Source organism: Streptomyces sp. NPDC058221, from assembly GCF_042882365.1.
In the GTDB taxonomy this organism is placed as follows: Bacteria; Actinomycetota; Actinomycetes; order Streptomycetales; family Streptomycetaceae; genus Streptomyces.
In genome coordinates, this window is sequence record NZ_JBHVWF010000015.1 from 28,369 (window position 1) to 47,352 (window position 18,984).

Here is an 18,984-nt window from a genome sequence, read left to right on the forward strand (position 1 = left end):
ACGGCCGGTATCGAATCAAGTCGCTCTGCTGCCCCGAATGTTGGAGAGGCCCGGGCCCGCGTCGCGGCCTCGCGTCCGGTCGGCCTGCGCGCTGTCCATGACCTCGGCGAGGAGCGCCAGTGCGTCGAGCACCCTCGTCCGGTCCTCGCCCAGGCCGGAGAGCAGCTGCGCCTCGACGGCGAGCTGGCGCGGGAAGAGCTGGTCGATGGCCTGCTTCCCCGACTCCGTGATCGTCACGAGCGCGGCCCGCCGGTCGGCGGGGTTCTGCGTGCGTTCGATATGGCCGCGCTTCTCCAGCTTGGCCAGCGTCTTGCTGACCCCGGCCCGCGACATTCCCATGTTGTCGGCCAGCCGGCGGGCGATGGCCGGTTCGGTGGCCCAGCGGAGCGGAATGAGCAGATCCGCCTCGGGCGCGGTGAGCGGGGCGCCTTCGTAGAGCGGTTCGAGAGCGCGGTCGAACAGCGAGGACACCTGCTTGACCAGCGCCACGACCTCCATGGCGGAGACGTTCAGGCCAGGGTTGTGGCTGACCCATTGATCACGGACCCCGTCGGGATGGGACTGCACCAGCACTCCTTTGTTAACCAGTGAACCATCGGTTATCTTTATCTCCATGCTATCGCCTTCCTCCGCCTCCGACGAGGCGGCATCCCACGCTGCCCGGTCCGAGTCGCCGTCCCACCCCGGGTCCCGGCCCCGGTCCGGCCCGCCCGCCTCGCCGAAGCAGCTCTCCGCCCTGGTCGCCGTGCTGGGCGCGCTCACCGCAGTGGCCCCACTGGCCACCGACATGTACGTGCCGGGCTTCCCCTCGATGGGGGCCGCACTGCATGCGAGCGGTTCCGCCGTGCAGCTCACGCTGACCGCGTTCCTCGTCGGCATGGTGGTGGGCCAGCTGCTGATCGGCCCGATGAGTGACGGCTGGGGCCGCCGCAGGCTGCTGCTCGCCGGTACGGGGGGCTTCGTCCTCTTCTCCCTGCTGTGCGCCGTCGCCCCGAACGTGGAACTGCTCACGGCCGGCCGGTTCCTCCAGGGATTCGCGGGCGCGGCCGGCATGGTGCTCGCCCGCGCGGTGATCACCGACTGCTTCCGCGGGGCGGACGTACCCCGCTACTTCGCGCTGCTCTCGCAGATCCTCGGCATCGCGCCGATCGCAGCGCCCGTCGTCGGCGGACTGGTGCTGTCACTGTCGACCTGGCGCGCCGTCTTCGTGGTCCTCGCCGTGCTCGGCGGGCTCCTGCTGTTTGCCGTACTGAGGAAGGTCCCCGAGACGCTGCCGCCCGAGCGCCGGCACAGCGGAGGCCTCACCGGCACCTTCCGCACCATGGGCACGCTGCTCACCCACCGGGCCTTCATGGGGTACGTGCTCGTGCTCGGTTTCACCTCGGCGGCGCTGTTCGCCTATATCAGCGGGTCCAGCTTCGTCTTCCAGAACGTCCACGGCGTATCGCCCACCGTGTACTCGCTCATCTTCGCCTCGAACGCCGTGGGCATGCTGATCGGCGGATTCACCTTCGCGCGGCTCGCCGCACGGGTCCGGCTGAACACTCTCCTGATCTCCGGCCTCGCCATCTCCGGCGCCGGCGCCGTCGCCCTGCTCGTGATCCCGGCCCTGGCCGGCCAGAGCCTGGCCGTCAGCTGGATCTGCCTGTTCGTCACCATGTCGGGCATCGCCCTGATCTTCCCCGCCACCATGAGCATCGGCCAGCACCTGGGCGGCAGCGCACCGGGTGCGGCATCGGCGCTCATCGGCGGTCTCCAGTTCCTGTTCGGCGCAGTGGCCTCACCGCTCGTCGGCCTCTTCGGCGAGGACACCGCCACCCCCATGGCCGTCATCATGCTCATCGGGCTGGCCCTGGCGGGCCTCGCCCTGGTCCTGCTTGCCCGCCCGTGGCTGAGCCACGGCGAGATCGCCCCCGAAGCGCGGCCCGGGGACAGCCGCGCCTGACGGCAGCACGCGGGTGCCCGGGAAGCGCCCCGGACCGACCGGTGGCCGCCGCATCCGCCCACCGGTCGGAAAGTCGCTGTCCCGGCGGCCGGAAAGGACGGAAACTCATGGCGTGGCTGACATGGAGGCGTTCAGAGAAGCGGTGACCGCATGGGCGGCGGGTGGCCAGGGCGGCCCCGCCCGCGAGCTGGCCGAGCGGCTTCCCGTGCGCACGGCAGTCCTGCTGGAAGGGCCGAGCGACGTCGCAGCGGTCGACGCGCTGGCCGCGAGTCGCAGCCGGCAGCTGACAGCCGAAGGAGTCTGCGTGCTGTCGATGGGCGGTGCGATGAGCGTCGGGCGGTTCGCCGCCCTCCTCGGGCCGTCCGGACTGGGTCTGCGTCTCACGGGCCTGTGCGACGAGGCGGAGCGCGGCTACTACAGCCGCGCCTTCCAGCGGTCCGGCGCGGCGCAGCCGGATTTCTTCGTCTGCGCGGCGGATCTGGAGGACGAGCTCATCCGCGCGCTGGGCGTGACCCGGGTGCAGGAACTCGTCCGGGAGGAGGGCGACCTGCGCGCGCTGCAGACCTTCATCCGCCAGCCCGCGCAACGGGGCCGCGCTCCGCAGCAGCAGTTGCGGCGCTTCCTCGGCACGAAGAAGGGGCGCAAGATCCACTACGGCCGCGTCCTCGTCGAGGCGCTCGACCCCGACCGCGTACCGGCCCCGCTCGACGGGCTGCTCGCGAGCCTCTGATCACTGATCACTGACCGACGTCGGGCGACGCCCTCGGACCGGTGCTGTGCACGGCGCTGAACGCTCGTCAGGCGGCGTTGTCAGTGGCTCCTTCTAGTGTGAAGACATCACTCGGGGAGCTGCGGAGAAGGAGCAGAATCATGTCCAACAGGATCCAGCACAAGGTGAATCATGTCGCGCTGGTCGTGGACTGTTCGGGTTCCATGCGCCCGCACCAGAGCCAGCTCATCCGCGTCGTGGACGAGTTCGTGGCGGGTCTGAAGGCCGAGTCCGACAGCCTCGGGCATGAGACCCGGATCAGCCTCTACTCCTTCGACCACAGGGTGGAGAACCTGGTCTGGGACATGGACGTCAAGCATCTGCCCTCCATGCGCGGCCTGTACCAGGTCAACAACGGTGCCACGGCCCTCATCGAGGCCTCGCTGAAGTCCCTGGACGATCTGGGCCACATCTGGGAGGAGTACGGCGAGCACAGCTTCCTCCAGATCGTGGTGACGGACGGCGAGGAGAACGCCTCCGGCGGCGACAGGCGGCACGACGGCGACATGGCGATCCTCGGCCCCTGGCTCGACAGGATCGCGGCGAGGATGGGTGCGCTTCCGGGCCACTGGACGTCCGCGATCCTCGTCCCGAACTCCCTCGCGAAGCGAACCGCTCAGAACTACGGCTTCCCGTCCGGGAACATCGCGATATGGGACGCGGATTCGCAGCAGGGCGTCGAGGAGGCGATCGGCACCGTCCGGGCCGCGGCCACGAGCTTCCTCCGGGGGCGCGAGCAGGGTGTGCGCGGCACGAAGAACCTGTTCGCGGTCGGCCAGGACATATCGGTCGACGACGTACGGGCGAGCCTCGAACCGGTCCCGGCCGACAAGTACCGGCTCCTGAAGGTCGACACGGAGGTCGAGATCCGTTCCTTCGTCGATTCGCATCCAGGTGTGACGTACGAACGAGGCGCGTGCTACTACCAGTTGGGCACCCGGGTTCAGGTCCAGCCCGACAAGGAAGTCATCGTGGTCGAGAAGGACACCGACCGCGCCTATACGGGCGACGCGGCGCGCAGTCTGCTGTTCGGCGCGGGGGTCCGGGGGACCGTCTCCGTGAAGGCGGGGAACAACCCCGAGCTGGAGGTGTACGTGCAGAGCCGTTCGGTGAACAGGAAGCTCAAGGCGAAGACGCGTCTGCTCATCATGCTGTGAGATGGGCGGACGAGCGGAGGGCGGGGACCGGCCTGCGAGCGGAGGTCTCGTTCCCACCGCCGGCCTGGCTGACGACGGCGTGAAGGAAGAGAGCCTGTGGACGAGAACCGCATGAGGGCACGCGAGTCGGGCATCCCGCTGACAGGCGAGCCGGGCCGGTGGAACGCGATCACGGACGTGCCCGGTGTCGAGGTCGGCTATGTGACCCTCTGCGAGGGTGATGACATACGCACCGGAGTGACCGCGCTGCTGCCGCGCGGCCGGGAGGGCGTGGGGCAGCCCTGCGCGGCCGGCTGGCACTCGTTCAACGGCAACGGCGAGATGACCGGCACCGCCTGGATCGAGGAGAGCGGCTCACTCGCCGTACCGGTGCTCATCACCAACACCTACGCGGTGGGACCGGTCCACCGCGGTGTGGTCGAGTGGGTGGGTGCCAACTGCCGTGGCATGGCGCCCGAATGGCTGCTGCCGGTGGTCGCCGAGACCTGGGACGGCCACCTCAACGACATCCACGGCACGGCCGTGGAGTCCCGCCACGCCGCGGCCGCCATCGAAGCGGCGGCCTCGGGTCCGGTCGGGGAAGGCTGCGTAGGCGGCGGTACGGGGATGCGCTGCTACGGCTTCAAGGGCGGCTCGGGGACCGCGTCACGGCTGGTGGAGTACGGCGAGGACCGCTACACAGTGGGTGCGTTCGTCCAGGCCAACTTCGGCGCCCGGCGCGAACTGGTGGTGGCGGGTGTTCCGGTGGGCCTCGAACTGCCCGACAGCCCCGGCGGGGCGCCCGACGGCGAGCGTCAGGTGCCGCCCGGTGCGGGCTCGGTGATTGTGGTGGTGGCGACGGACGCGCCTCTGCTTCCGGGGCAGTGCAAGGCGCTGGCGCGCCGCGTCACCCTGGGGCTGGCCCGCACGGGCACCACCGGCAGTCACTTCTCGGGAGACATCTTCCTGGCCTTCTCCACGGCCAACGAGTCCGCCCTGACCAGCACGTTTCCCACCGATGACGGCAGTGCTCCGTACGAGTCGATGCGGTTCGTGCCGTGGGGCCGGATGGATTCCTTCTACAGCGCGGTCGTCGAGTCGGTGGAGGAGGCAGTGCTCAATGTGCTCACGGGTGCCCACTCGATGACCGGCCGTGCGGGCCACCACGTCCAGGCACTGCCACTGGACAGGATGTCCGAACTTCTGGCGGCACGCGGGGTGATGGCCCGGTAGGGGCCCGGCCACGAGCGACGGACCGCGCCCGGCGAGAGGCCGGTCCGTCCCGGCCCACTGCCCTCGACTGCTCCCTGTGTGACACAGGTCTCAAAGGTGCCGTGCAGCAGAACCGGCCCCTGCGCAGTCAATGGGGGGACAGGAAGGGAGGGGCGGTGTGGCTCTGGCAGCCAAATGGAATTCACTGCTTTCCGAGACGAGTCGAACGGACCGGCCCGGGTGGGGAAACCGGAGCGACCGCAGTGGCCGGTCCGATCCGGCACCGGCCGGAATGCGCCCGGGAATGGATTTCCACTCCTTCGTCGCGGTCCGTTCGGCGGCGCTGTTCCGAGGGGCCCTGGTCCTGACCGGAAGCCGTGAGGCGGCCGAGGATCTGGTCCAGGAAACTCTGGAACGTGCCTGCCGTCGTTGGCGCACCATCGCAGCCAAGGATGCCCCGGACGCTTATGTGCGGCGCATCATGGTGAATCTCGCCAACGACCGCTGGAAGCGGTTCCGCCGTGTCGTACCCCAGCAGGACACCGGTGACGACCGGCCGTCCCCGGGTGACGAATACGGGCGTATCGACAGCCGGGACCAATTGGTCCGTGCCTTGCAACGTCTGCCGATAGGCATGCGCACCGTCGTGGTGTTGCGCTACTTCCACGACCTTTCGGATGCCGAGATCGCCGAGGATCTGCATATCTCGGCGAGCGCCGTACGGTCCCAGCTCACCCGAGGCCTCGAAAAGCTCCGGACCCAGATGCCCGCACTGTCCGAATCTTCGTCGCCGTCGCTCCGGAAAGGAACCTCGACCCGATGACCGGCTACGCGTCGCCGCCCTCGGACGGCCGCGACGGTGACACCTCCCTCGAATTCTTCGAACAGGAACTGGTAACCGCCTTGAACGACTTCGCGAACACCTCTCCCGCGCCGCAGTTCGACGCCACCGGCATCAGGAGCCGCACCCGCCGCAGGCGTGCCGGAGTCATGGCCGCCGTCTCCGCGGCCCTTGTCCTGGCCGGCGGCGGCACCGCCCTGGCCACCATCGGCAACGGTTCACACACCGCGCCTTCCAGCGCCGCCCACACGGGCACGGCCGAAACCAAGGGGAAGGGGAATGTCACCACCGTGCCGTACATCAAGCCGTTCGACGTGGGGGGCATGAACCTGGACATGGCCAGGGAGGCTCTGGGGCAGGGCGGCCTCAAGGTCGGCAAGGTCACCTATGCGAAGATCGCCCGCTGCAAGCCGGGCGCGGTCATCGCCGTCTCCCCGCTCAGCCCGACGGTCCTCCGGAGCGGCGACAAGGTCGACCTGACTCTCTGCGGCTGATCCTGCCGTTCTGCCCGCGCAGCTGCCGTCGCCTCTTTCCGATCAGGGATTCTCCTGGTCCGGAAAGGGGCGCCGGCATCTGCGCGCAGCGCGTCGACCGTGGAGCTGCGCGTACCAACTCCACCGCCCAGGCACCGGATTGCGGTGGGGCATGCGTGGGAGTCGTGAGGGTTCGTGCAAGGTTCCCGGGAGTCGGTGACGGGAGCGGAAAGCTCGGAGGGCTCACCCGGCGCTCTCGAACAGGTCCGGCGCCGCCCTATGCGATGGGAGACCGATCAACGATGTTCACTCTGGTACGGAGCAGAGTGCGAACGGCCGCGCTCGCACTCTCGGCCGTCGCGGCCCTCGCCTTCGGCACGACCGTCACGACCGGCGCGGCAGCGGCCCCCGTTCCGGCTCCCGCTCCCGCGAAACAGGGGCCGACCTCGGTGGCGTACGTCGAGGTGAACAACAACAGCATGCTCAACGTCGGCAAGTACACCCTCGCCGACGGCAGCAACGCCTTCGACGTCGCGGTGATCTTCGCAGCGAACATCAACTACGACACGGGCAAGAAGGCGGCGTATCTGCACTTCAACGAGAACGTGCAGCGCGTTCTCGACAACGCTGCCACGGAGATACGGCCGTTGCAGGAGAAGGGCATCAAGGTCGTCCTCTCGGTGCTCGGCAATCATGAGGGCGCGGGCTTCGCCAACTTCCCGAACGAGCAGGCGTCTTCGGCGTTCGCGACGGAACTGTCGGACACCGTGTCCAAGTACGGCCTCGATGGCATCGACTTCGACGACGAGTACGCCGAGTACGGCAACAACGGCACCGGCCAGCCCAACGACAGCTCGTTCGTGCAGTTGGTGACGGCACTGCGCACGAACATGCCCGACAAGATCATCAGTCTCTACAACATCGGCCCGGCCGCATCACGGCTCTCCTACGACGGCGTGGACGTCTCGTCGAAGTTCGACTACGCCTGGAACCCGTACTACGGCACCTGGCAGGTCCCCGGCATGGCCATGCCCAAGTCGAAGCTGTCGCCGGCAGCCGTCGAGATCGGCCGGACCGCGCAGAGCACGGCCGCCGACTTCGCCCGCCGCACCGTCAGCGAGGGGTACGGCGTCTATCTGACGTACAACCTCGACGGCACCGATCGCAGTGCCGACGTCTCCGCGTTCACCAGGGAGCTGTACGGCAGTGATGCCGTCTACACGCCGTAGGGCGGCCGTGGGTCCGGCGCGAGATGCCCTCTCGGGGCCTGTGGCATCCCGTGGGGACGCGACCCGCACAGACCGCGGCTTCGACAACGATGTCGGGGGTGCGGTCGCACGCCACGGTCCCGACCGGAGGCCCCGGTAGGCCCCAGCGGGGTCCCGGCGCAGACCGATGCTCTCCTCCTGCTGAGGGTCGGCTCAGAGGGCAGGCATCGGTACGGCTGACGGTTGCCACTCTCGCCTGATCAACCCGAACACCCACGAATCGGATACCTCGCCGTTCACGACGCAGTCCTCCCGCAACGTCCCTTCGCGCACGAATCCGATCTTCTCCAGCACTCGGGCCGATGCCACGTTGCGGGTATCCGTCTCGGCCTGGACTCGATTCAGGTCCAGTGAGTCGAATGCCCACCGGAGCAAGGCATGCGCGGCTTCGGTCGCGTAGCCGTGGCCCCACATCGCATCGTCGAGGACATAGCCCAACGACGCGCTGCGATAGTCCTGGTTCCACCCGCTCAGAGCGCACCAGCCGACGAAGGCCCCGTCAGAGGCGCGGTCGATGGCCACCCGCGCTCCGGTGCCTGCGTCCGCCATCTTCCGGCACATCGTGATGAAGCGCTCGGCGCGGGCCCGGTCGGTCCATGGCGGGGAGTCCCAGTAGCGCATCACGTAGGCGCTGCTGTGCAGTGCGAAAAGGGGGGCCGCGTCGGTGTCGGTGAAGGGTCGCAGTCGCAGGCGAGCGGTGTGCAACACAGGGGTGGCCAACGTCATGTGCACCATCTTGTGTCCCCATGGGGCGGGCGGACCACCGAATTTCTGATCCTGTCCGACCCTCATGTCCCAGGCACCGCCTGCCGGCAGTTCGTGCGGGCCTGCCTTCAGCCGGCACCCCGGGGCAGGCCGAGGGCCGCACCGGCGGAGTGCGGCGCCACCTCGACCGGGATGCCCGACCGGCCCGAAATCGAGCGGGAGATCTTCTTGCGCACCGGAATCACCGCGGACGAGCCAGGATTCGCGTGACAGGACACGCGTAGACAGCGTCTAACGGGTCGTGGTAGACACTGCCTACGCATCATTGGGGCTCCCTGCGAGAGCGGTTGGTCGACGACGACCGCCTCGGCCCCACCGTCCGAGCCGTGCGCCGGCTACCTGAGTGCTGTAGCCGCGTTGTCGGTGGCCGCCGGCCGGCTCGGTGACCGGTACGGTCCCTTCCGGCTGTTGGTGATCGGGGTGCTCGGGTGCGGGGCCACCCTGGCCGCTCTCCCTCTGCTCACCGCCCGGCTGCTGCTGCCCGGCACCGGCCCCAGACCGTGATCCCCTCATCAGAGTCCACTCGCCGGCCGAAGGAGAAGGTGCAGTGAATCCCGAACCAACTGACGGAGATTTCGAAGTCCCCCCAGATGACCGCTATTTCGAGGATTACACCGCCGGCTTCACTCAGGAGTACGGCAGCCTCGTCGTCACCGAGCAGGAGATCATCGGCTTCGCCGCCCAGTTCGACCCCCAGTCCTTCCACCTCGACCCCGCCGCGGCCAAGAACGGTCCGTTCGGCGGCCTGATCGCCAGCGGGTGGCACACCGTGGCGCTGATGATGAAGCTGTTCGCCGAGCATTACCTGTCCACCGTCGCGAGCCTGGGCAGCCCAGGTGTCGACGAACTGCGGTGGCTCGAACCGGTACGCCCCGGCGACCGCCTGCATCTGCGCGTGCACACCCTGGACACCCGGCTTTCCCGCTCCGACCCAGGGCGCGGCGTGGTCCGCACCCTGGCGGAACTGATCGACGCTGCGGGCTCACCAGTCCTGCGCGTGACCGTGGTCAACCTGCTGCGCACCAGGCATTGCGACGGCTGACCGACTCAACAGACCGCCGGCCGGCCCGCCCGGCCCCGGTTGGCCGGCGTGCCGCATCAACACCCGGCATGTCGCGGGCGGGTTCCATCAAGAAGGCCGCGACATCCGGGACTCCCGTGGCAGCCTTGTCGCACGGTCTCGACAGTTGGCCATACTCCAGTGGCTGAGTGGGCGTTCGGTCCTTCGAGGCGGAGCACGGCGTCGTTCTCCCGAAGCCGTACCGCCCGTTCGTGGGAGTCCTTGTCGAGATCGGGGCAGGCCTGGGTCTCCGGCAAGGAGAGGTGCTGGGGCCGAGTGCTGATGGCTTCGGCATTGCCGAGGAAGCCGGCCATGGCCGGAGCAGGCGTGCCAGGAAAGCCCCACAGATGCCGCCGCCCCTTTTCGAGCCGGCGCTTCGCCTGGTCGGAGAGGGGGGCGGCATCTGCCGATCAGATGTCCCGGAAGACACCGCGCAGTTCCATGACCTGCGACGATACGCGGTTGCAGAGCGTCGACCTGCGTGGATCATCTTTCAGATGTCTCCTGTGCGTGCACGTTGATGCGGCCGAAAGTCCCAGAGAAGTCCCAGGGGTCCCTGCAGCCAACGACCGTTCTCCGGGCTACACGCGGACCTTTGCGATGCGAGCACGGTGGAACGGATTACCCGCGTGTGCGGTCGGCGGTGTAGGAGCCCTCCACCACAGGAGACTGGACGGCGCCGCGAGTGCGGGAAATCGTCGAAGTGTTTCCGATGACGTCGCATGTTGAGTGTGTGGCGATCCTCGAGCCTACTGACAAGGGTGCCTGACCTGCGGGTTCGTGGCGGGGTCGGGCGTCGACCTGTTTCCCTCCGTGCAGCGGGTCGAGCGGACGGAACGATCCTCGCAGGCTGCCTGACCTGCGCGTCCATGGGGGAGACGCCCGCATCGGCGGCGCCTTCAGGGTCGCGTTCGGAGCTTCCTGACGCTCGGATGACGCTTGCCTCGGGGCCCTGAGCAGTCGCACTGCTCTGGTGACTGGGGCGATCGCAGGGCGATTTCGGTACCTCGGACCCTGCGGGGAGGTTCAGTTCCCAGAGCCGTCGATGTGCTTCGGGTGGGGAAGTCGGTGGCTCCGGGATCGCCACGCACTCAGTGGGTCGCACGCACAGCCATGGCGTGACGCTCCCGTGGCGGACTACGGTGAGGCGGGTTCCTCGTGACCTCAGTCCTGGACCGCTCCGCCGCCCGGCCCACCGACGGACGGCAGAGCGGCAAGGTCCCGCAGGAGCTCACCGGCGGCGCCGGTGAGCAGCCCGACGTCGGAGGTGACGGCGAAGAACGACGCCCCGGCAGCGAGCCACTCGGGCAAGTGCGCCTGTGGTCCCATGACGCCGGCCGGTCTCCCTGCCGCGCGCGCCTGACTGATTGCCTCGCAGGATGCCGCGACGACGTCCGGGTGCCCGGGACGGCCGGGGTGTCCCATCGAGGCGGCCAGGTCGGACGGGCCGACCAGGACGGCATCCACGCCCGGCGTGGCGGCGATGGCGGCGACGTTCTCGACGGCGGCCACGGACTCGACCTGGACGATCACCCCGATACGGGAACCGGCCACCGCGACGTAGTCCTCGTACCGCCGCCAGCGGGACGACCGGCCGAGGCCGCTCCCCATGCCCCGTATGCCCTCGGGCGGATACCGGGTCGCGGCCACGACCGCCGCCGCTTCCCGGGCCGATTCCACCATGGGTACGAGGATGTTCTCCGCACCGATCTCCAGGTACCGCTTGACAGTGACAGGGTCGGCCGACGGCAGTCGTACCACGGCCTGAGAGGTGGGGCGCCCTGCGGGGAGACCGGACGCCGCGCTGTCGATGGCCTGGAGCTGACGCAGTACCGAGCGGATGTCGTTGGGTGCGTGTTCCGCGTCGATGAGCAGCCAGTCGTAGCCGATGCCGGCGAGGATTTCCGCCGTGTACGAATCGGCGAGCGCCAGCCACAAACCGATCTGCCTTTGGTACGCCTGCAACTGTTCCAGGAACCTGTTGCGGGGAGAGGGACGAGCGTGAGTCATGCCGCGGTGTCTCCGTCCAGGCGGAAGGAGATGGTGCCGAGCGGTCCGTAGTCGGCGTGGAACACGTCGCCCCGGCGTCCGGCGACGGGACGGGTGAAGGACCCGGAGAGTACGACCTGACCTGCTTCAAGACCCTCGCCGAACGCGGCGAGCTTCCTGGCCAGCCAGACGATTCCGGCTGCGGGGTTACCGAGGACGCCTGCGGCCACCCCCGTCTCCTCGATGACCTCGTTGCGGTACAGCAGGGCGCTCGCCCAGCGCAGGTCCAGGTCCCACGGGCGGACCGGACGGCCGCCGAGGACGATGCCGGCGTTGGCCGCGTTGTCCGAGATGGTGTCCAGCACGGTGCGCGGTGTCCCGCTGCCCGCCGCGAACCGCTCGATGCGGGAGTCGATGATCTCCAGGGCGGGCAGGATGTGGTCGGTGGCCGCCAGTACGTCGGCGGCCGTCAGGGCCGTCCCCCTCAGGGGGCGGGCCAGGACGAAGGCGAGCTCGACCTCGACCCGCGGTTCGATGTAGCGGGTGAACGGGATCTCGCTGCCGGACTCGTGGAACATCTCGTCGAGCAGTACACCGAAGTCGGGCTCCGTGATCTGGGAGCTGACCTGCATGGCCCGGGACGTGAGCCCGATCTTGTGGCCGCGCACGACCTGCCCCTCGGCGGTCTTGAGGCCGACCCATTCGCGCGCGATGGCGTACCCGTCGGAGATCGTCATGCCGGGGTGGCGGCCGGAGAACTGCGCGACGGGGAGCCGTTCGTATTCGGCGCGGTGGAGTTCGGCGGCGAGTGCTGTGATGTCGGCAGCGCTGAGTGTCGTCCGCGTCATCGGACACCTGCCGTGGTCACGGCACGCTGGACGAACGGCACGGTCGCCGCGGTGAACTCGGCGGGCTGCTCGTACTGTGCCCAGTGATCGCACCCGCCCAGTTCGACGAGTTCGGTGGCCGGAGCCGCGGCGTGGACGGCGTAGGCGTTGTCGAGGAACATGCCTGGGGCGTCGACCGCGGCGATGACCATGACGGGCTGCTGGATGCGGGCCCATTCCTCCGGGCTGAGGTGCTGGCCTCCCCGTGTGAAGGCCAGCAGGCGTGGCATCGCTGCGGTCATCGAGGGCTGCCGGTAGATGGCGAGCCGTACGGCGATGAGATCGTCCATCAGCTGCTCGGGGTCGAGGACCAGCGAGGTCATGGCGGCCGACACGCTCTGCCACGAGGGTTCCGTGGCGGCGGCGGTCCGCCGCTTGCGGACGCCTTGGGCCACGGCTGCCTCCTGCTCCGCGTCGGTGATGATGCCCGCAGGAGCGATCATGACGAGCGAGGTGACCCGCCCGGGGTGGTCGTGCGCGAGCCGGGCCGCGACCCAGGACCCCAGGGAGACCCCCACCAGCGCCGCCGAATCGACGTCGAGGGCGTCCAGGAACCCTCGGAGGTGTTCGGCGTAGTCGGTGATCAGGTAGTCCTGCTCAGGCTTGTCGGTATAGCCGCAGCCCAGCATGTCGAGCGCCAGTACGCGGAAGTGCTCGGCGTACGCCGCGACGTTGACGCAGAAGTTCTCCAGGCTGCCGGCCGTGCCGTGCAGCATCACCACGACCGGGGCGTCGGCGGGCCCCGCATCGAGGAAGCGCGTCGATACCCCGTCGACGTCCACCCAGGACAATCGGTGCGGTGTGGTGTTGAGATGGGTCCACACACTCTCGTACTCGGACACGCGGGTCGTCCTCCCTCACGCGGAATGTAGGGCGACCGTAGTAGCCACCGGCCTCGTGGTCTTCGGCCAGAAGAACCGAAGGACACCCGTCGTTCGTCACGACGGTCAGCGGGCCGCGCCGGAAGGGTTCAGGCCGTGAGCCCGACGTCCCGCAGAGTGAGCCACAGGCGGCTCGCGACATCGGGATGGTCGATATCGACCTCGAGGAGGCGCTGAGCGGTCGCGATGCGGTACCGCAGCGTGTTGCGGTGCACGGACAGAGCCTCAGCGGCGGACTCCCAGCGTCCGCGGGCGCGCAGATACTCGACGACGGCGGCGAGGACATCGGGGCCGCCCTGTTCCTGCAGTGCCTTGACCCAGTCGCTCGGTGTCGATCCGCTGTGCTGGGAGACGTCGATGAACGATCCGACCGGACGCTGTCGCAGCACACGGCCCCAGGACTGTCGCCGGTGGAACAGCTTCGTCACGGGCACCTGCTCACTGATGAGCATGGAGAGGGCCCCGTCCTCCGCCAGGAGCCCCCGGCCCTCGCGGAGGACGCCCTCCACCTGTACGGGTGTCAGCAGGATCCAGAGCTCAGCGCCCTCGGCGTAGGCGAGCAGGTGCTGACTGCCCCGGGGCATCGCGGACTCGAGTCGGTCCAGTACGCCTTCCGTATCCCCCTCGGTACGGCGAAAACAGGCCACATGCGGGCGGGCGGGCGGGGCGGCGACACCCAGATCGGCGGCGAGCTCCGTGGCGCTGGCCGTGTGACCGGCGAAGACCAGGCGGGCGATGCAGTCCCGCACGATGCGGGACGCGGCCTTCGACGCGCGGACGTCCCGCATGAGACGGCTGAGTAGGGCGCCTGCCTCGGTACCGAAGCGGTACGCCTTGGTGTCGAAGTCCTCACGGCCAGCGATGACAAGGACGCCCAACGGCCTCCTGTCCAGCCCGACGCAGACCGCCAGGATGCTTGTGCCGTCGGCGTCAGCGTCGGCCGTCACCGCCGTACGCCCCTTCGCCGGCTCGACGAGGCTCAGCGCAAGGGAGACGGCGGCGGGCCCCGCGGACCGCGGAGGATGCTCCTCGATCACGTGTCCCGAGGGGGTGACGAGTGCCGCCCACTCGCCGATTGCGGACGTCAGGGTTCTGAGCACGGCCGACGTGGGATGGGACGTCGAGACCGCCGCCCTCACCAGCTCGGCATAGGGCAGTTCATCCGACATGCGAGACCTCCTGAAAAGCCGTCGAGCACCCCTCCGCCGGGCACGTGTCGCACTGGCGGAGAGGTGGCTCAAAGCTATCCAGCAGGACGTTCCCTGGGAAGTCCCGTCAGATGAGCGCCAGCTGGTACTTCTCGAAGTCGCTCAGCGGTTCGATGTCGACATCGAGGTGGGTCATCACCCGGGAGACCATCCGGTAGAAGCCGATCAGGAGGAAGACCTCGACGAGCTGCCGTGCGTCGAGGTCCTTCGACACAGCCTCGAAGAGGTCGTCGGGCATCCGTGTCTCGTCCAGCACGCTGTCGGTAAAGAAGATCAGCAGTTGCTCGAAGTCGGTGAAGATCTCCGAGATCTCGGGGAAGGCCGCGATCGCGTCGATCTTCTCGTCCGACAGCCCGGCGCGCCGGGCCGCGCGCCGGTGCTTGGAGAGCTCGTACTCGGCTTCGCAGGCGTGCCCCACCCGCAGCAGAACGAGTTCGCGCTGGGCGGGATCGAGGGTGCTGTGGCGGCTGAGGGACTGCCCGAGGTCGAGGACCATCGGGGCTGCGGCGCCGGCGTGCGCCAGCATGGAGAAGATGTTCAGCTTGGAACGGTTGGCCAGAGCGAGTTTGAGCTCGTCCTCGGCGTCCGCCACGTCGTAGTAATCGATACGGGCCATCGGTGCTCTCCTGAGGTGGGGGGATGATCGGAACTATCGCGCTGCCGCGGCGCTGTGTTCGGGTACGGGGCGCGGATGGTGACAGGCGACGGTGTGGTCGGGTCCGGCGTCCACCGGCTCGGGGGCGTCGCTCCAGCACACCCGCGTTGCCGCAGGGCAGCGTGGCGCGAAGGGACAGCCGGCCGAATCGCCCGGCTGCGAGTGGGGCTCCGGTCCCGGCGCCTCGGACGGCCGCTGTGCGTACGCGTTCGGGACGGACGAGAGCAGCAGCCACGTGTACGGGTGCCGCGGTTCCGCGTACAGGTCCTGGGACGGGGCCACCTCGCACAGTCTGCCGCGGTACATGACGGCCACCCGGTCGCTGACGTTGCTGATGACGGCGAGGTCGTGCGAGATGAAGACCATCGACAGAGAGTGCCGCCGCTTCATCTCCTCCAGGAGATTGAGCACCTGCGCCTGCACCGAGACGTCGAGCGCCGAGACGGGCTCGTCACAGATCACGACGTCCGGGTCCTGGACGATGGCGCGAGCTATCGACACGCGCTGGCACTGTCCGCCCGAGAGCTCGTGCGGGCGCCGCTGCGCCATGTGCTCGTCCACCCCGACCTCGGCGAGGACGGCCAGTGCCTTCTCCTCCGCGCCGCTCACCTTCCTGAACAGCAGCGGTTCGGCGACGATCTGCAGTGCGGTGCGCCGGGGGTTCAGGGAAGAGATGGGGTCCTGGAAGATCAGTTGCAGGCGGCGTCGGACCGGGCGCAGGGCCCGCTGGGACAGTCCCGTGATCTCCTGCCCGTCAAGGACGACCCTGCCCGAGGAGGGGGGCGGCAGCTGGACGAGCGCGCGTCCTGTGGACGACTTGCCGCAGCCGGACTCGCCGACGAGCCCGAGGGTTTCCCCCGTACGCAGTTCGAGCGAGACGCTGTCGACCGCGCGGAAGGCGCGACCCTTCTTGTCGCGGTACTCGACGACGATGTCCGACGCGTCGAGGACAACCGGTGTGTCCGGTCCGGGTCGCTCGGGTGCCGTCTCGGTCTGGGTGATCATTGGGTGACTCCTTGGGGCGTCCGAGCCCCGTCTGCCGGTGCGAGTGCGACCGGGTGGAAGCACGACACGGAACGGCCGGGGCCACTCTCCCTCGGTGCGGGGATGTGTTCGAGGCAGTCGTCCTGGGCCCGGGGGCAGCGCTCGGCGAAGGCGCAGCCGGGCGGGAGGTGGGTCAGCGGGGGCGGGTTCCCCTGGATCGTCCGCAGCACGGTGTGCGGCTCGTTGTCCAGCTGCGGCCGGGCTCCCTCGAGCAGTTGGCTGTAGGGATGGTGCGGGCCGGCGAAGATCTGCTTCGCGGGGCCCGACTCCACGATCCGACCCGCGTACATCACCGAGACCTCGTCGCAGCGCTCCGCGATGAGCTGGAGGTCGTGCGAGACGAGGAGCACGGAGAGCCCCCGCTCGGCCCGCAGTCGGTCGAGCAGGTCCATGATCTGTGCCTGTACGGTCACGTCGAGTGCGGTGGTCGGCTCGTCAGCGACGATCAGCTCGGGGTCGCACGAGAGTGCGATGGCGATCATGACCCGCTGCCGCTGGCCGCCAGACAGCTCGTGGGGGTAGGCCCGCATGCGGTGGGCGGCACGGGGGATGCCCACCTGTTCCAGGAGGTCCAGCGCCTTGGCGGCGGCCTGCTGCCGCGAGAGGCCGAGGTGGCGGCGGACCGGGAACGCCACCTGGTGGCCGATGCGCATGGCCGGGTTCAGCGCCGTCATGGGGTCCTGGAAGACCATGGAGATGCGGCGGCCCCGCATCTCCGCGCGCATCTGCTCCTCGGAGAGTTCGAACAGGTCCCGGCCGTCGTAGCGGACACGGCCTTCCTTCAGCCGTACCGCGCCGGAGGGCAGGATGCCGAGGACGGCGCGCGAGGTGACGGACTTGCCGGAACCGCTCTCTCCGACCAGACCGTGCATGCTGCCCTTCGCGACAGCGAGATTGACGCCCTGCACCACCCGGGCGACGCCGCGTGCGGAGGCGAAGTGCAGGTGGAGGTCCTCGATGCTCAACAGGGGCGTGTTCACAGGGCCGACTCCCGGATATCGAATCGCCGGCCGAACTGCTCGGCGAGGAAGTTGAGCGCGAGCAGGGTGAGCATCATCGCCAGCGCCGGCAGCAGTACGATGTGCGGTTTCGAGTTGAGCTCCGAGCGGCCGCTGCCCATCATCGAGCCCCAACTGGACGACGGTGGTGGTACACCGAGCCCGAGGAAGCTCAGGCTCCCCTCCGCCACGATGGCGACGGCGAGCAGAACCATGCTGTACGCCAGTACCGGCACGATGACGTTGGGCAGCACCTCGCGGCGGATGATCCGCCAGCTTCCCGCCCCCATGCCCTGTGCGGCGACGACGAACTCACGCTCGGCATACGTCTTGGTCGCCGCGCGGCTGACCCGTGCGACGGCGGGCGCGCTGACGATCCCGATCCCGACGACGATCGTGATGAGACCCGGCCCGAGAAACACGACGAGGGCGATCAGGGCCACCAGGGCGGGGAAGGCCAGCTGGATGTCGATCACGGTGCCGATCACCGGCGCGACCCAGCCCCTGAAGTAGCCGGCGAGGATTCCCAGTGGTGCTCCCGCGAGAACCGCGATCGCTACCGCGCCGATACCGACGAGGAGGCTCACCTGGCCGCCCGTGATGAGCCGGGCGAGAATGTCACGGCCGATCTCGTCGGTGCCGAGCAGGTGCGCTCCCGAGAAGCCTGGAGGAACGGCGACGTTCTGGTAGTCGCTCCTGGCCGGATCGGGCAGTGGAAGGAGCGGCCTGACCGCCGCCAGGGCGACGAGGAAGACGATCCAGAGCAGCGAGAGTGCGACCATCGGCCGGGCCCGCAGCGAGATCAGGGCGCGACTTTTGATCGGTGGTGTGCCGCACTCCGCGGCCGGTGGGGCTGCGGTCAGCGTGTTCATGCGCGGGTCCTCGGGTCTATGACGGTTTGCACGAAGTCCACGGCGAAGTTGGCGACGACGTAGGCCGCGGCGATGAACAGGACGACACCTTGGACGAGGATGTAGTCGCGGTTGTTGATGGCGGTGAAGAGCAGGCTGCCCATCCCGGGGAGCCCGGTGATGAGCTCGATCACGAGCGTGCCGCCGATCAATGTCCCGATGTTGATGCCGATGACCGTAACGAGGGTGGGCAGCGCCGGCCTGAGGGCGTACCGGAACAGGATGGTGCGGGATCTGAGACCCTCGGCCCGGGCCACGAGCACATGGTCTTCCTGCAGTACGCGGATCATCTCGTTGCGCAGGACGCGAATGTAGACGGGTACGAGAGTGAACGACAGGGCGATCGTGGGAATCGTGACGCTCTGGGCGTTCTCCCACACGCCGTCCGACAGCGGGGTGAAGCCGACCGCCGGCAGGACGCCGAGTGTCACGGCGAACAAGAAGATCATGACGAGGCAGACCATGAAGTTGGGTACGGACTGCATCCCGAAGGTCAGTACGGTGACGACTCGGTCGAGCAGGCGGTCGCGGTGGTGGGCGGCGTACACCGCGAGGGGCACCGCGACGGCCACCGACAGCGCCAGGGCGAGGACGAGCAGCTCCACCGTCACCGGGAGGCGGCCGCCGATCGCTTCGGCGACCGCCTCCTTGCTCCGGTAGGAAATGCCCAGGTCGCCCTGGAGCGCGTGTCCGAGCCAGGTGGCGTAGCGCTCGAAAAACGGTTCGTCGAGGCCGAGTTGGGACCGGACCCGCGCCTCCGCCTCGGGCGACGGATCGTCGCTCCCGGCGACGAGCACGGACGCCGTGTCTCCCGGCAGCAGGCCAAGAAGCAGGTACACCAGGAAGCTCACCCCCAGCAGCACACTGCCGAGTTGAGCGATTTTCACGGCGAACGACCGCAGTTTTCTTGTCACGTGTTCTCTCCTCTCCACAACCTGCCGG

General features: G+C 68.8%; 21 protein-coding genes. 10 read left to right on the forward strand and 11 right to left on the reverse strand.

Translation table 11 applies throughout. From position 1 onward, the window contains the following. Window positions 1-15: 15 nt before the first annotated feature. Window positions 16-567, reverse strand: a complete 552-nt coding sequence (locus ACFVW8_RS07660) for a MarR family winged helix-turn-helix transcriptional regulator (RefSeq protein ID WP_389687132.1) — start codon at window positions 565-567, stop codon at window positions 16-18. 46 nt (window positions 568-613) lie between these two features. Between ACFVW8_RS07660 and ACFVW8_RS07665 the strand changes: the two genes are divergently transcribed. The 7 genes from ACFVW8_RS07665 (at window position 614) to ACFVW8_RS07695 (ending at window position 7,605) form a co-directional block, all read left to right on the forward strand. Continuing rightward, window positions 614-1,945: a multidrug effflux MFS transporter gene (locus ACFVW8_RS07665; protein WP_389687134.1), complete on the forward strand. Its 1,332-nt coding sequence runs from the start codon at window positions 614-616 to the stop codon at window positions 1,943-1,945. A 112-nt stretch (window positions 1,946-2,057) separates the two neighbouring features. Further along, complete coding sequence (locus ACFVW8_RS07670; RefSeq protein WP_389687136.1) at window positions 2,058-2,675, forward strand: TOPRIM nucleotidyl transferase/hydrolase domain-containing protein; 618 nt, start codon at window positions 2,058-2,060, stop codon at window positions 2,673-2,675. A gap of 137 nt (window positions 2,676-2,812) precedes the next feature. After that, window positions 2,813-3,871 carry a VWA domain-containing protein gene (locus ACFVW8_RS07675; RefSeq protein WP_389687228.1) on the forward strand — a complete coding sequence of 353 codons (1,059 nt, stop codon included), beginning with the start codon at window positions 2,813-2,815 and terminating at the stop codon, window positions 3,869-3,871. A gap of 111 nt (window positions 3,872-3,982) precedes the next feature. After that, window positions 3,983-5,083 carry a P1 family peptidase gene (locus tag ACFVW8_RS07680; RefSeq protein WP_389687230.1) on the forward strand — a complete coding sequence of 367 codons (1,101 nt, stop codon included), beginning with the start codon at window positions 3,983-3,985 and terminating at the stop codon, window positions 5,081-5,083. 271 nt (window positions 5,084-5,354) lie between these two features. After that, a complete protein-coding gene (locus ACFVW8_RS07685) occupies window positions 5,355-5,885 on the forward strand; it encodes a SigE family RNA polymerase sigma factor (RefSeq protein ID WP_389687232.1) in 531 nt (176 codons plus the stop codon). Continuing rightward, a complete protein-coding gene (locus ACFVW8_RS07690) occupies window positions 5,882-6,397 on the forward strand; it encodes a PASTA domain-containing protein (protein WP_389687138.1) in 516 nt (171 codons plus the stop codon). The genes ACFVW8_RS07685 and ACFVW8_RS07690 overlap by 4 nt, the downstream gene beginning before the upstream one ends. A gap of 281 nt (window positions 6,398-6,678) precedes the next feature. Beyond that, the gene (locus ACFVW8_RS07695) at window positions 6,679-7,605 is read left to right on the forward strand and encodes an endo-beta-N-acetylglucosaminidase H (RefSeq protein WP_389687140.1); all 927 of its coding nucleotides are present in this window, start codon (window positions 6,679-6,681) and stop codon (window positions 7,603-7,605) included. A gap of 192 nt (window positions 7,606-7,797) precedes the next feature. Here ACFVW8_RS07695 and ACFVW8_RS07700 read toward each other — a convergent pair whose 3' ends face one another. Further along, window positions 7,798-8,370: a GNAT family N-acetyltransferase gene (locus ACFVW8_RS07700; protein ID WP_389687142.1), complete on the reverse strand. Its 573-nt coding sequence runs from the start codon at window positions 8,368-8,370 to the stop codon at window positions 7,798-7,800. Between the two features lie 396 nt (window positions 8,371-8,766). Between ACFVW8_RS07700 and ACFVW8_RS07705 the strand changes: the two genes are divergently transcribed. From ACFVW8_RS07705 to ACFVW8_RS07715, 3 genes are read left to right on the forward strand one after another with little or no spacing between them, the layout of a single operon-like run. After that, window positions 8,767-8,913 (forward strand): hypothetical protein, encoded by a 147-nt coding sequence (locus ACFVW8_RS07705; RefSeq protein WP_389687144.1) that lies wholly within the window; start codon window positions 8,767-8,769, stop codon window positions 8,911-8,913. 43 nt (window positions 8,914-8,956) lie between these two features. Beyond that, window positions 8,957-9,451, forward strand: coding sequence for a MaoC family dehydratase (locus ACFVW8_RS07710; protein ID WP_389687146.1), 495 nt, complete (start codon window positions 8,957-8,959; stop codon window positions 9,449-9,451). Then, window positions 9,438-9,752, forward strand: a complete 315-nt coding sequence (locus tag ACFVW8_RS07715; protein ID WP_389687234.1) for a hypothetical protein — start codon at window positions 9,438-9,440, stop codon at window positions 9,750-9,752. Before ACFVW8_RS07710 ends, ACFVW8_RS07715 begins: the two co-directional genes overlap by 14 nt. An 881-nt stretch (window positions 9,753-10,633) precedes the next feature. Here ACFVW8_RS07715 and ACFVW8_RS07720 read toward each other — a convergent pair. The 9 genes from ACFVW8_RS07720 to ACFVW8_RS07760 all read right to left on the reverse strand — a co-directional run bounded on the left by ACFVW8_RS07720 (window position 10,634) and on the right by ACFVW8_RS07760 (window position 18,956). Next, window positions 10,634-11,479 (reverse strand): HpcH/HpaI aldolase/citrate lyase family protein, encoded by an 846-nt coding sequence (locus ACFVW8_RS07720; RefSeq protein WP_389687148.1) that lies wholly within the window; start codon window positions 11,477-11,479, stop codon window positions 10,634-10,636. Further along, window positions 11,476-12,306, reverse strand: coding sequence for a 2-oxo-hept-4-ene-1,7-dioate hydratase (gene hpaH / locus ACFVW8_RS07725; RefSeq protein ID WP_389687150.1), 831 nt, complete (start codon window positions 12,304-12,306; stop codon window positions 11,476-11,478). Before hpaH ends, ACFVW8_RS07720 begins: the two co-directional genes overlap by 4 nt. Further along, window positions 12,303-13,187 carry an alpha/beta fold hydrolase gene (locus ACFVW8_RS07730; protein WP_389687152.1) on the reverse strand — a complete coding sequence of 295 codons (885 nt, stop codon included), beginning with the start codon at window positions 13,185-13,187 and terminating at the stop codon, window positions 12,303-12,305. Before ACFVW8_RS07730 ends, hpaH begins: the two co-directional genes overlap by 4 nt. Before the next feature lie 128 nt (window positions 13,188-13,315). Beyond that, window positions 13,316-14,395, reverse strand: a complete 1,080-nt coding sequence (locus tag ACFVW8_RS07735; RefSeq protein WP_389687154.1) for a helix-turn-helix domain-containing protein — start codon at window positions 14,393-14,395, stop codon at window positions 13,316-13,318. Between the two features lie 106 nt (window positions 14,396-14,501). Beyond that, window positions 14,502-15,050, reverse strand: coding sequence for a carboxymuconolactone decarboxylase family protein (locus tag ACFVW8_RS07740; RefSeq protein WP_389687156.1), 549 nt, complete (start codon window positions 15,048-15,050; stop codon window positions 14,502-14,504). Between the two features lie 33 nt (window positions 15,051-15,083). Further along, window positions 15,084-16,094, reverse strand: a complete 1,011-nt coding sequence (locus ACFVW8_RS07745; RefSeq protein ID WP_389687158.1) for an ABC transporter ATP-binding protein — start codon at window positions 16,092-16,094, stop codon at window positions 15,084-15,086. Further along, complete coding sequence (locus tag ACFVW8_RS07750) at window positions 16,091-17,113, reverse strand: ABC transporter ATP-binding protein (RefSeq protein ID WP_389687160.1); 1,023 nt, start codon at window positions 17,111-17,113, stop codon at window positions 16,091-16,093. Before ACFVW8_RS07750 ends, ACFVW8_RS07745 begins: the two co-directional genes overlap by 4 nt. Then, window positions 17,110-18,003: an ABC transporter permease gene (locus ACFVW8_RS07755; protein ID WP_389687162.1), complete on the reverse strand. Its 894-nt coding sequence runs from the start codon at window positions 18,001-18,003 to the stop codon at window positions 17,110-17,112. The genes ACFVW8_RS07750 and ACFVW8_RS07755 overlap by 4 nt, the downstream gene beginning before the upstream one ends. Next, window positions 18,000-18,956: an ABC transporter permease gene (locus ACFVW8_RS07760; RefSeq protein WP_389687164.1), complete on the reverse strand. Its 957-nt coding sequence runs from the start codon at window positions 18,954-18,956 to the stop codon at window positions 18,000-18,002. The genes ACFVW8_RS07755 and ACFVW8_RS07760 overlap by 4 nt, the downstream gene beginning before the upstream one ends. Window positions 18,957-18,984: the final 28 nt, after the last annotated feature.